The sequence below is a fragment of the Streptomyces sp. NRRL B-24572 genome (assembly GCF_002156145.1).
Taxonomy (GTDB): domain Bacteria; phylum Actinomycetota; class Actinomycetes; order Streptomycetales; family Streptomycetaceae; genus Streptomyces; species Streptomyces vietnamensis.
In genome coordinates this window covers 1-11969 of sequence record NZ_MWIG01000675.1, presented here as the reverse complement: position 1 = coordinate 11969, position 11969 = coordinate 1, and the positions used below count along the sequence as shown (strand labels likewise).

Sequence of the window (11969 nt, the reverse complement as noted above, 5' to 3'; positions counted from 1 at the left end):
ACCGGGGCAGGCCCGTTCGTACGCGTACCGTTCATGCGCGTACCGGCGGGATCAGTGGGCGACGACGGGCACCTTCACCTCGTCCTCCGCGTCCGCGTCCGCGCCCGTGCCGGACCCGGCGACCGGCACGGTGCCCGGCTTCCCGGTGTTGATGAACACGAAGGCGATCGTGGCCGAAAGGGCCAGGATGCCGACGGCCCACCAGATGGCCGTCGTGTACCCCTCGACCATGCTCTGGAACTGGAGCAGCTTCTGCGCGGCCGGGGTGGTCGCGCCGGCGACGTGGTCGGCCACGTAGGCGGCGGTCGCCGAGGCGGCGATCGTGTTCAGCAGGGCCGTACCGATGGCGCCGCCGACCTGCTGCGAGGTGTTGACCATCGCGGAGGCCACACCGGCGTCCCGCGGGTCCACGCCGAGCGTCGCGAGCGACATGGCCGGCATGAACGCCGTGCCCATGCCCAGACCGAGGAGCAGCTGCGCGGGCAGGATCAGCCCGGCGTACGAGGTGTCGATCTCCAGCTGGGTCAGGAGCAGCATGCCGACGCCGGCGGTCAGGAAGCCCGGGGCCATCAGGAACCGCGGCGGGACGCGGGTCATCAGGCGGGCGCCGATCTGGGTCGAGCCCGTGATCATGCCGACGATCATCGGCAGGAACGCGAAGCCCGTCTTGACCGGCGAGAACCCCTTCACGACCTGGAGGTAGTACGTCAGGAAGAGGAACAGGCCGAACATCGCGATGACGGCGAGACCGAGCGACAGGTAGACGCCGCCGCGGTTGCGGTCGGCCACGACGCGCAGCGGCAGCAGCGGGTGCTTGACCCGCGACTCGGTGAGCGCGAAGGCGAGCAGCAGCACGCCGGAGGCGACGAAGAGGCCGATCACGCCCGGGTCGCTCCAGCTGGTGGACTCGACGCGCGTGAAGCCGTAGACGAGCGAGACCAGGCCGAGGGTGGAGAGGATCACGCCGGGGATGTCGAGCGGCGAGCGGTTGCGGCCGCCGGCGGGCTCCCGGACGACGAGGTACGCGCCGACGGCGGCGACGATCGCGAACGGGATGTTGACGAAGAAGGTCCAGCGCCAGTTCAGGTACTCGGTGAGGAAGCCGCCGAGGATCAGGCCCACGGCGCCGCCGCCGCCGGCGATCGCGCCGTAGATGCCGAAGGCCTTCGCGCGCTCCTTGACGTCGGTGAAGGTCACGGCGAGCAGCGAGAGCGCGGCGGGCGCGAGGAGTGCGCCGAAGGCGCCCTGGAGCGCGCGGGCGCCGAGCATCATGGCCTCGCCGGTCGCGGCTCCGCCGAGGGCGGAGGCGGCGGCGAAGCCGATCAGACCGGTGACGAAGGTCCGCTTGCGGCCCCACAGGTCGGCGATGCGTCCGCCGAAGAGGAGGAGGCCGCCGAAGGCGAGGGCGTAGGCGGTGATGACCCACTGCCGGTTGCCGTCCGAGATCCCGAGGTCCTTCTGGGCCCAGGGCAGGGCGATGTTCACGATCGTCGCGTCGAGCACGACCATCAGCTGGGCGAGGGCGATGAAGACGAGGGCTTTCCAGCGGCCGGGGTCGGCCTGGATCGCGGGCTTCTCGGGGATTTTCGGCATGGGGGTAGCCACCTCTTGGCGCGTACTGGTGAAAAAGGGCGTAAGTAACGGGGTGCGGGTCAGGTCACGACGAGCAGGAGTCGCGTCTCAGGTCCTCCAGGGTCGCGGCCTTCCCGGGCAGTTCGGAGCGGGCTGGCGTCTCCAGGCCGTCGAGGAAGAGCTGCAGGTGGCGGTGGACGAACTGGTCGAAGGCCCCGCAGCCCGATCCGGGCAGCGGGCGGGTCAGCTGGGAGATCGCCACCATCAGGTCGCCGACGCCGACGTCGGCGCGGAGCCGGCCGGCCGCCTGCGCCCGCTCGACGAGGCCCTGGACGACCTCCTCCAGGCGGGCGCGCTCGGCGACCAGGTCGGGGTGGTCCTTGTCGAAGGCGCCGTCGAGCATCGGACACAGGGCGCCGACGCGCTCGTCGGCGGCGCCGTGGGTGAAGCGCCGGAGGGCGGCGAAGGTGTCGTCCTCCTCCTCGGCGGCCCGCTCGGCGATCTCGGCGACGCGGGCCATGAGCGAGAGGACGACCTCGTGGACGAGGTCGGAGCGCTCGGGGAAGTTCCGGTAGAGCGTGGCGTTCCCGACGCCGGCCCGGCGCGCGACCTCGTCGTAGGGCACCTGGGACCCGAACTCGACGAACATCTCGCGCGCGGCCGTCACGATCCGCTCGCGGTTGCGCAGGGCGTCGGCCCGCGGGCGGGGTACGCGGCGGGCGGGCGCGGTGTCGGCGGTGCTGGTCACGCCACGGCCTCCTCACAGTCGTCGATGGATCCGTCCGGGAATCCGTCCGGGAATCCGTCCGGGAATCCGTCCGGGATCCATCCAGAGATTCATCCGGGGAAAGAATCCCCACTTCGTTGAACACAGGCGTAAACGGGGACCAGGTCCCCGGTTATTTCCCCGCCTCCATGTGACCCGCGTCACACAGGGCCGCTTCCGGGGAATCCCACGATCGGGCCACCCGACGCGCGCACCCGGACCACGCGCCACAGGCTGATCGCACAGCGCGGACCCGCGGAAGGGGTCGCTGCGCCGACCTGCCCCCACCGGAGAGGCGACGTATGCAGCACCCCCGCCGACGGATACGCAGACCCCTCGCCCTGGCGGCGACCACGGCGCTCTCCCTCGCCCTGCTCGTCTCGGCGAGCAGCACCCTCCCCGGGCCCGCCGTGGCCGCCGCGCCGACCGGCGCCCAGCTGGGGCCGTGCCGCATCTCCACCACGATGGGCGTGCAGATGTCGGAGGGGCTGCCCACGGCGCCGGGATACGTACGCTCCACGGGCCTCGTCAGGGCCCTCAACCTGATGATCGACTTCCCGGACGCGCCCGGGGACGGCACGGCGATGAGCCGCTTCCGCGAGTTCTTCCCGCAGACCGCCGACTGGTTCCGCACCAGCTCGTACGGGCGCCTGCACTACCAGGCCGAGGCACCGATACCCGACTGGCTGCGGATGCCCCGGGCCTTCTCCTCGTACGGCATCGAGCGCGGCTCACCGTACGAACCGGGCTACCGCGCCCTCGTCGAGGACATCGTGAAGGCCGCCGACGCGCGCGTGGACTTCAGCGCGTACGACCTGGTCAACATCCTCGTCACGCCGAACGCCGGGCCCTCCGCCCTCGACACCGTCCTGTCCGTGACCTTCTCCGGCAACGACGACGCCCCCTACGCCGACGGCGTGCCCCTCGCCAACACGTCCTTCGTCTACAGCCGCCAGGACGACGGCTCCGGCAGCTTCGCCGAGACCGGCTACCGCGTCCTGCCGCACGAGAACGGCCACGTCTTCGGCCTGCCCGACCTCTACACCTCGGACGGCGGCGGCACCGTCGGGCACTGGGACATCATGTCCGAGGACTGGGGCGCCAACAACGACCTCCTCGGCTGGCACAAGTGGAAGCTGGGCTGGCTCGACAACGACCAGGTCAGCTGCGCCTCCGCCCCCGGCACCGGCGACTACAGCCTCACCCCGCTCGCGATCCCCGGCGGCCCCAAGCTCGTCTTCGTCCCGCTCTCCGGCACCTCCGGGTACGCGGTCGAGGTCCGCAGCAAGGACGGCAACGACGAGGCCGTCTGCGAACAGGGCGTCCTCGTCTACCGCGTGGAGTCCGACGTGGACACCGGCCACGGCCCGGTGACGGTCTCCGACAGCGACCGGGCCAGCGGCGGCTGTACGCGCAGGGCCAACGTCCACGCGGAGCTGTCGGACGCCCCGTACGGCCCCGGCGAGACGTTCACGGACCGCGCGAACGGCATACGGATCGACGTCCTGGACGAGGACGGGTCGGGAACGTACCGGGTGCGTATCACCCGCCGCTGACCCGTCGCACGCCGCCGACCGATTACCCGCCGCTGCCCCACCACCGGCCGCCGACCGATCACCCGCCGCCGACCCGCCACCCGCCGCCGACCGACTCCCTGAGCTGCCGCTTGAGAAGCTTCCCGGTCGGATTCCGGGGCAGCTCCTCCTCCCGTACGAGGACCCGGGCGGGCACCTTGAAGGCGGCGAGGCGCGCACCGACGTGCGCGCGCAGCCGCTCGACGTCGGGGTCGGCCCCGTCCCGCAGCCGCACGACGGCCACGACCTCCTCCCCGAGCAGCGGATGCGGCACCCCGACCACGGCGGCGTCGAGGACGTCCGGATGCTGCTGCAACACGCCCTCGACCTCGACGCAGTACACGTTCTCGCCGCCGCGGATCACCATGTCGGTGAGCCGGTCGACGACACTGACCCGCCCGTCGCCGTCGACGCGGGCGAGGTCACCGGTCCGGAACCACCCGTCGCCTGTGAAGGCGGCCCGGGTCGCCTCCTCGTTCCCCCAGTACCCCCGGACCAGGGACTGCCCCCGCAGCCACAACTCCCCCACTCCGTCCGCGTCGGGCCGGTCGATCCGCACCTCGGTGACGGGCGAGGGCCGCCCGACGCTCCCGGGATGGGCCCGGTACTCGGCCCCGACATTGGACAGAACGCCCCCACAGGTCTCGGTCAGCCCGTACCCGTTCCGGGGCTCGATCCGCTCCCCGTACCCGTCGACGATCCCCGCGACGATCCCGGGCGGGGCGGCGGCGCCTCCGGTACTGAGCAGGGTGAGGCTCTCCAGCCCGTCCCCCGTCCTCCGGGCGAGGTCGAGCAACTGAAGGGCGGTGGTGGGAACCCCGGCGTAGTGGGTGACGCCGTGCTCGCGGATGAGCTCGAGGGCCTGCCCCGCATCCCACTTCCGCATCATCACGAGGGTCCCGCCGGCGGCCATGACGGCGTAGAACGACGTGAACGCGGCGACGTGGAAGAACGGGAACGTGGTCAGGGACACCATCGCCGGCCCGGTCCCGGGCACGTCCCCGCGCGCGAGGGCCGCGGCGGCGGCGAAGTACCGCGGGTTCATGGCGGCCCCGGCCTGCGCGAGGTGCGTGGCGACGGCGCCCTTGGGGCGGCCGGTGGTGCCGGAGGTGTAGACGATGGTGGCGTCGTGCTCGGGCAGGACGTCGACGGGGGGCGGTCCGAGCAGGGGATCGTCGTCGGGGACGTACGCGACGAACCCTTCCTCGCCCCGGCCGCGGAACACGATCCCGGGCACTCCGCTCCGCGCGGCCCAGGCCCGCACGCGCGGGACCCGCTCCCCGTCGACGAGCAGCACACCGGGCGAGCAGTCGTCGAGGGCGTACGCGAACTCGTCCTCGGTCCACCAGGCGTTGAGCGGCACGGCGACGAGTCCGGCGAGCTGCGCGGCCCAGAAGGCGACGTGCCACTCGGGCAGGTTCCGCATGGCCACGACGGCCCGGTCCCCCGGCCGCAGCCCGTACTCCCCGACGAGCCGCCGCGCGAGCCCGCAGGCGGCGTCGAAGAACTCCCGATAGGTCATCGTGACGCCCTCGGACACGAGGAACACCCGGTCCCCGTACCCCCAGGTCACCTCGACGAACTCCCGCAGGGTCCGCGGACCGCCGACGTACACCCCGTCCTCGACGGCGAAGGGCGCCCCGGGCGCGCCGAGCCGCTCGACCCCACCAGCCACCACACCATCCTCCTCAGCCCCGGCGACGCTATGCGCACCCCCGGAGCCGGTCAACCACACCGGCCGCCGGACGCCGGAAGGCCGCGGTGTCCAGGTGCGGACACGCCCATGAGCGGCCGCCCGAAGCGCTTCCGGTCTCCTGTGCGGCTGCGACCGCCGGCCACCACGGAGCTGACCGCCCTGGAGAACCCGCAGGTCAGCACCCCCTCCGCCCGACCACACCACTCAACACCCACTATCCAAGACCCCACCCGGACGCCCATCCGCTACCCTGTTCCCTGGTCAGCCGTTGGCGCGGCTCCTGTCGGGCAGCAATGCCGCTCAACAGGTTCCCCACCACACCTGACCAGCGGGCTTGGTCTCCAAGCCCCTGCCTTCGTAGCTCAGGGGATAGAGCACCGCTCTCCTAAAGCGGGTGTCGCAGGTTCGAATCCTGCCGGGGGCACCGGTTCAGAAGGGGCCCGCCTCCGGATTTTCGGAGGCGGGCCCCTTCTGACATGCTCGCAGGAGCCCTCCGGCGGCTGCCGGTCCACCCGGAGCGCGGCTTCATGATCGACCAACAGGTACCCGCCGAGGTGATCGCCTCGTACGACCGTCCGTGCCGGGGCGGATTCACGGGCCGCCTTCTCCGAGACGACGAGGGGCAGATTCCCACAGACCCCGACCAGGAGTCCTAGCGATTGACGGGGCCGCAGCCCGCCAGGTCCTGGGCACCCGCCGCGCGCGACGCGGCGCGCGCGGCCCGTCGCCCGGGCCTGCGCTCCTGGCTGCGCCCCGCTCCAGCCCGGCCGCCGTCCGCACGCCTGGCAGCTTGGGTTGAGGGGTGACGAACCCCGGGGCGGCCGAGGCGGTACGCGAGTGCGGCTCAGGACGATGCCTCCGGCGGGGGCGCCGTTCGCGAGTGCCGGCCGATTGGTGGGTTGAGGTGGGCGGTGAAGGCCCGCAGCGGCGCGACCGCAAAATGCAGGCGACCAACACGCTGGATGCGACAAGAGGGCAGAGCCGGCCGGATTCGAACCGGCGTCCTCGCGGTTTTGGAGACCGCGCGCGACGACCTCTGCGCTACAGCTCCACCCCGCCCGCCATCCTAAGGACTCCTGCTGCGGCCGAGGTAGCGCCCGTGCCCTCGGCGTGCCCGTTCGGCCGGTGGCTGACGGGGAACCACGGTGGTTGACGGACAACGCACGCGAGAACGGCCCCCGACCGATCTGCCTGGTCAGGGGCCGTTCACCTGTGGTGGGTGGGGGATTTGAGCCCACGGTGGCTCGCGCCACGACGGTTTTCAAGGCCGTGTGCGGATCGACGTTCCCAAAGCGTCGAGCGCACCCACGGCCGCGTGGATATGAGCCGGGCCGCGACGCAACCGTTCTCCCGCGCACCACCAGGACAGTCGCTCTTCCGTGTCCTCCCTTGGATGCATGCCCAGGCCGTGCTCGGGGCACACGGGCCACGCCTGCCACAGAAGCTCCGTGACGGTCTCCTGCGCGGCATCGGCGACGCTCGCCAGTGCAGAGGCAAGGCTGTCCTGTGAGTTCGGGTCCAAGTAGTTGCCGTGCCACTCGCCGTTGGCCATGGCGACGCAGACGTTCTCCGGCTCATCCGCGTCGCAGGACGGAAGGGCCAGCAGCTGCAGGGGTTCCAGCTGGGGAAGCGTCACCGCCAGGTCCCGGTTCAGAAGGGCGAGAGCCTGGTCCCACACCGGGTATTCGCCCGGCGAGACGCGGCGAGGCTCAGGGGGGTCGAAAAGAGCGCACATGAGCACCATCTTCCGCCACGCCAGGGGCAGCCCCAATCGCTCAACAGGGTCGCCCCCCCTGCAAAGACCGCGTGCGGGGCCTGACATCAGCGGCTGACATCAACGACGCTGGACGGGTGCGTACACCGGCACCTCTGCCCGGCCGCCGCACCAATCGACGAAAGCCGCCGCAGCGGGCCCGGAGCGAACTCCCAAAGCGGGTACCGCAGGTTCGAACCCTGCCGGGGGCACAGGAAGAAGGGCCGGCGGACGCGGGGTCGGCGAGTCGCGCTCGCCGACCCCGCCGTACTCGCGCCGTGATGCTCCCTCAGGAGGCCATCGAGCTTCTCGACCCTGCAGAAGGGCCGGCCAGAACGGCATGGAGCGCTCTGGACCGTGCCCATGGGACAGCTGAGGGCGTACCGCGGATTCTGCTGGATCCGCGATGGACACCGGTCTGCGCACGACGTCTTGGCTGCGCGCGCCCTTCGGCGGTATCGGGAGAGGGTGGTCGATGCGCCGGCGGGCTGGGGGGCAGGACACCGTCGGCATCACCCCCGGGGGACTCCGTCTCGGTTTCCGTCTCGTTCGGAAAGCGTGCGCGCGGCCGGTGCTGGCAGGTCACACTCTTGGCCATCGGCGGAGCCTGGCCGTCGGTTGGGTCCCGGGCTTGCACCGGGCCGCCCCCGGACAGAGCCAGGGATGCAGCTGCACTACAGAGCTGGACACCTCGGAAGCCGACCGCGCGCAGACAGAGGCTAGGCGAAGCCACTGACAACCCCGGGACTTCGCCCATGGCTCCGGATACGCCTGTCTCGGCCCCGACGGTCCGGAAGGCCGTGCCCCTCTCCGAAGGCGGTCCTCCGGTCCTATCCTGGCCTCCACGTCACGGGGGACATCAAGGGGGGAACGATGGACTGGTTCTGGTGGGTTCTCATCCTGTTCTGGACCGGCGGCTTCGCGTGGGCCGCCGACAACGTCCGTACCGCGCTGCGCCATCGGCACGAGCGGAAGATGGAGCTGCTGGAGGCGGCGAAGCAGGAACGGCTCGCGCTCGAGGCCTCGCACAAGGCGCCCGAGCCCGTGTGCGGGTGCACGCACCATCTCGCCAAGCACGACAAGCAGGGTCGGTGCCATGAGCGGGTCGAGGTGCCGACGGCCTGGGACGAGAACAAGAAGCCGGTTCGTTACGAGGCCGGTGTCTGCAATTGTCAGCAGTACGTGGGGCCGCAGCCGCTGTCCCAGGTGTACGCGGACGAGCTGACGGATCTGGCCTAGTGCCCCGTGCCCAGCTGTTCCGTCCCGGGAGGTTGTGGACGGGTGAGCCAGGTCTCGACTGAGGGATCTCGAAGGGGAGTGACCCGGATGCGCCGGAAACCCGCCAGAACTTGATCTTGGCCTGCTGGGTGCCTGGCGCTGACGCTGTCGGGGATGTCGGCGATGACGGTCGGCCATGCCCTCGGCATCTCGGTCTCCAAGATCCCCGACCTCGTCACCCGCGATCAGCTCCGCGTCTCCTCGTGGCGTCCCATAGCGGCCGCATCGGGTACGACGAGCAGCTTGCCGGTGGTACGCCGGGCCTCCAGATCGCTGTGGGCCCGGGCGGCCTCGGACAATGCGTAGCGGCCCGTTACGGTGACCTCAAGCGCCTTGGAGCGCACCCACTCGAACACATCGGCGGCCCGTCGGAGCAGTTCGGACCGATCGGCGATGAAGTCCCCGAGGCTGGGCCGGATCAGGGTCAGCGAACCGCCGTGGGCGAGCCGAATCGGATCGAACGGCGGCACGGCACCACTTGCCGCGCCGAAGAGCACGAGATGGCCGCGGGTTCGCAGGCTGGCGAGGCTCGCATCGAAGGTATGCGCGCCGACGCCGTCGAAGACGACCGGCAGTCCCTGACCGCCGTTGAGCCGCCTCACCTCGGCTGCGAGATCGTCGACTGCGGAGGAAAGGATCACCTCAGCGGCCCCGGCACGCTTCGCCAGCTCGGCCTTCGCCGTGGTCGACGTCGTGCCGATCACCCTGCCGCCGAGATGGGTGATGAGCTGGGTCAAGAGCAGCCCCATGCCGCCGGCAGCCGCATGCACGAGCACCGTGTCGCCCCCCTGAACCGGGTAGGCGTCCTTGACGAGATAGTGCGCGGTCATGCCTTGGAGGAGCACGGCGGCGGCTGTCTCGAAGCCGATGTCGTCGGGCAGCGGCACCAGCCGGGAGGAGTCCACGACGGCCCGCTCGGCATACGTGCCGGGAATCTCCACCCAACCGACCCGGTCCCCCACTGCGACGTCAGCGACGCCGGGTCCCACTTCGACGACCGTGCCGGCGCCCTCAGCGCCCGGGGTGAAGGGCAGCGGGAGGCTGTACCGGCCCTCGCGGTGGTAGACGTCGAGGAAGTTGACCCCGGATGCGGCGATCTCCACGACCGCCTCGCCCGGACCCGGCCGCGGCTGGTCCACCTCGGCCTCCTGCAGCACCTCGGGACCGCCCACTTCGTACACCTGAATCGCTCGCATGACCCCTCCGACAACGGCTCGTCCCCCACCAACCCCGTTGACGGCGATCCGATTCCCGGCAAGCGGACCAGCCCGCCGCCGCCCCGCCGAGAGCTGGGACGCCCGCTTTGCACCCGGGTCCGGGACAGGAGGCCGAGGCCGTCATGGGTCGACGAATGCACCACCCGCCGCTTCCGCCCCGGCCCTACTGGCCCCGGACCAACGGCAAGGCCGAACGCTTCAACCGCACCCTCTGCTCGACGAATGGGCCTACGCCCGCCCCCACCGGTCAGACATCGAACGCCGCGAAGCGTTCCCCGGCCGGCTCCACTCCTGCAATCACCGCCGCGGACACACCGCACTCGCAGGCAAACCACCCGCAAGCCGCGTCCCCGACCTGACGACGCAATACACCTAGCGCCGCAGTTCTTCCGGGCAGGGCGTGCCGCGCGAGAGCTTGTACGGGGCGCCCAGGCGGTAGACGCCCGCCTTCGGGGCGACCAGTTCCGTCCACTCGTCGCCCTCCGGGTCCGCCTCCGCCTTGAAGAGGCACCCCTTCTCGTTGGCGAAGACCTTCGGGAGGTCCGTGTCCGAGGCCTCGCGGGCCAGCTTCGACGCCTCCGTCTCCTGCGGCGGTTCGATCTTGCCGCCGTGCTCGTCCATGAGGGCGAGCCACGGCGAGTACGGGACGCGGATGAGGACCCGGCCGGGGTGGTCGACCCGGATCACGACCTCGTTCTCCTCCGCGCTCTGCACCTCGGCCGGCGGGTCCGCGAGCGGGGTCGGGTTCTCGACCTCGTACAGCCGCCAGTTCTCGTCCGACCAGACCTGGTTCAGGTACGGCAGGCCCTCGCGGACCAGCTCCGCCTCCTGCTCGGCGCCCGAGTCGGGGGCGCCGGTGGGCAGGACGACGTAGTGGACGGCCCAGCGATCGAGCCAGTCCTCGTAGTTGGCCGCGTTGAGCGTGTCGTCGTAGAAGAGCGGGTTGCGCTCCATGTCCGCCTGCCGGTTCCAGCCGCGCGCCAGGTTGATGTACGGGCTGAGCGCGGAGGACTCGCGGTGGCTGGACGCCGGCACGACCTCGACCCGCGCCTTGCCCGCGTCCCGTACCTGGAGCTGGTTCACCAGGGGGGCCAGCTCGCGCGCCCAGGAGGCGTCCGGGGCGGTGCGGATGACGTCGTCGACGCCCTTGAAGCCGATCCACAGGTTGAGCCCGGCGACGGCGAGCAGCAGCGCGTACCAGCGGCGTGAGCGCGGCGCCGTGTACGGCAGGGCCGCGAGCAGCACGACACCCGCGAAGAGCATCGGCAGCCGGGAGATGTTCGAGCCGATCTGGGAGTCGATCAGCCAGGTCAGGAGCGTGCCGATCGAGTAGACCGCCGCGGCCGTGCGGACCGTTCGCCAGTCCTCCGGGACGAGGACGAAGGTCAGTATCCCGAAGAGGAGGGGGAGGAACGTCGAGCCGAAGGCCATCGGCTGCGTGCCCGAGAACGGGAACAGCCACGAGGAGAGGGCCACCACCGCGACCGGGGCCAGGCCCAGGGCGTACGCGCCGGGGCGTCGTTTGTTCAGGAACAGCGCCGCCGCCGCGATGCCGAGGAACAGGCCCGCGACCGGGCTGCACGCCGTCGCCAGGCCCGCCAGCGGGGCGGCGACCGCCGCCTTCGCCCAGCGTTTGAAGCGCCAGCGGTGCGGCCAGCAGAAGACGGCGGCGACCGCGCCGAGCGCGAACATCATGCCGAGGCCGAAGGTCACCCGGCCCGAGAGCGCGTTGCACAGGAACGCGAAGACGGCCGCGACCGAGCAGACCATCGGGTTGCGGACCGCCCGCACCCTCACCAGGATCAGCGCGGTCAGCGCCGCCGACAGCGTCCCGGCGACCATCATCGTGCTGCGGACGCCGAGCACCGACATCAGGTACGGCGAGACCACGCTGTACGAGACGGGGTGCATCCCGCCGTACCAGGCCAGGTTGTACGCGGAGTCCGGGTGCCGTCCGACGAACTCGGCCCACGCGTCCTGCGCGGCCAGGTCCCCGCCGCTGTTCGCGAAGAAGAAGAACCACAGGACGTGGGTGAGGGCGGCCAGCCCGGTGGCCACCATGACCGTGTAGCGGCGCTTGCGCCGCGAGGCGGGGGCAGGGGCCGACGGGGGC

9 protein-coding genes, 2 tRNA genes and 1 pseudogene are annotated in these 11969 nt (G+C 71.4%); 5 read left to right on the top strand and 7 right to left on the bottom strand.

Annotation, left to right across the window (positions count from 1 at the left end; genetic code table 11):
• Positions 1 to 51 precede the first annotated feature (51 nt).
• Both CCN56_RS33280 and CCN56_RS33275 read right to left on the bottom strand, forming a co-directional pair.
• Positions 52 to 1593 carry an MFS transporter gene (locus CCN56_RS33280; RefSeq protein WP_086831569.1) on the bottom strand — a complete coding sequence of 514 codons (1542 nt, stop codon included), beginning with the start codon at positions 1591 to 1593 and terminating at the stop codon, positions 52 to 54.
• 64 nt (positions 1594 to 1657) lie between these two features.
• The gene (locus CCN56_RS33275) at positions 1658 to 2320 is read right to left on the bottom strand and encodes a TetR/AcrR family transcriptional regulator (protein ID WP_086831568.1); all 663 of its coding nucleotides are present in this window, start codon (positions 2318 to 2320) and stop codon (positions 1658 to 1660) included.
• A 320-nt stretch (positions 2321 to 2640) separates the two neighbouring features.
• Here CCN56_RS33275 and CCN56_RS33270 point away from each other — a divergent pair, with 320 nt between their 5' ends.
• The gene (locus tag CCN56_RS33270) at positions 2641 to 3894 is read left to right on the top strand and encodes a M6 family metalloprotease domain-containing protein (RefSeq protein ID WP_086831567.1); all 1254 of its coding nucleotides are present in this window, start codon (positions 2641 to 2643) and stop codon (positions 3892 to 3894) included.
• Between the two features lie 58 nt (positions 3895 to 3952).
• On the opposite strand, the gene CCN56_RS33265 is transcribed toward CCN56_RS33270, so the two are convergent.
• Entirely contained in the window at positions 3953 to 5587 is a 1635-nt protein-coding gene (locus CCN56_RS33265) for a class I adenylate-forming enzyme family protein (protein ID WP_086831572.1), read from the bottom strand.
• Positions 5588 to 5959: 372 nt separating this feature from the next.
• Between CCN56_RS33265 and CCN56_RS33260 the strand changes: the two genes are divergently transcribed.
• Together CCN56_RS33260 and CCN56_RS33255 are read left to right on the top strand one after the other, a co-directional pair.
• A tRNA-Arg gene (locus CCN56_RS33260) sits at positions 5960 to 6032 on the top strand.
• Between the two features lie 52 nt (positions 6033 to 6084).
• A complete protein-coding gene (locus CCN56_RS33255) occupies positions 6085 to 6264 on the top strand; it encodes a hypothetical protein (protein WP_179200067.1) in 180 nt (59 codons plus the stop codon).
• A gap of 320 nt (positions 6265 to 6584) precedes the next feature.
• Here CCN56_RS33255 and CCN56_RS33250 read toward each other — a convergent pair.
• Together CCN56_RS33250 and CCN56_RS33245 are read right to left on the bottom strand one after the other, a co-directional pair.
• A tRNA-Trp gene (locus tag CCN56_RS33250) sits at positions 6585 to 6659 on the bottom strand.
• Positions 6660 to 6869: 210 nt separating this feature from the next.
• Complete coding sequence (locus CCN56_RS33245) at positions 6870 to 7343, bottom strand: hypothetical protein (RefSeq protein WP_086831571.1); 474 nt, start codon at positions 7341 to 7343, stop codon at positions 6870 to 6872.
• Positions 7344 to 8234: 891 nt separating this feature from the next.
• Here CCN56_RS33245 and CCN56_RS33240 point away from each other — a divergent pair.
• On the top strand, positions 8235 to 8600 hold the full coding sequence (locus tag CCN56_RS33240; protein ID WP_086831566.1) for a hypothetical protein: 366 nt from the start codon (positions 8235 to 8237) through the stop codon (positions 8598 to 8600).
• A gap of 224 nt (positions 8601 to 8824) precedes the next feature.
• Here the strand turns inward: CCN56_RS33240 and CCN56_RS33235 are convergent, their stop codons facing one another.
• Entirely contained in the window at positions 8825 to 9835 is a 1011-nt protein-coding gene (locus tag CCN56_RS33235; protein ID WP_086831565.1) for a quinone oxidoreductase, read from the bottom strand.
• A gap of 179 nt (positions 9836 to 10014) precedes the next feature.
• Here CCN56_RS33235 and CCN56_RS45130 point away from each other — a divergent pair.
• A pseudogene (locus tag CCN56_RS45130) lies at positions 10015 to 10232 on the top strand (integrase core domain-containing protein); the annotation flags it as partial.
• Here the strand turns inward: CCN56_RS45130 and CCN56_RS33225 are convergent.
• Entirely contained in the window at positions 10229 to 11917 is a 1689-nt protein-coding gene (locus CCN56_RS33225; protein WP_086831570.1) for an MFS transporter, read from the bottom strand. The pseudogene CCN56_RS45130 and the gene CCN56_RS33225 sit on opposite strands and share 4 nt — an antisense overlap.
• Positions 11918 to 11969: the final 52 nt, after the last annotated feature.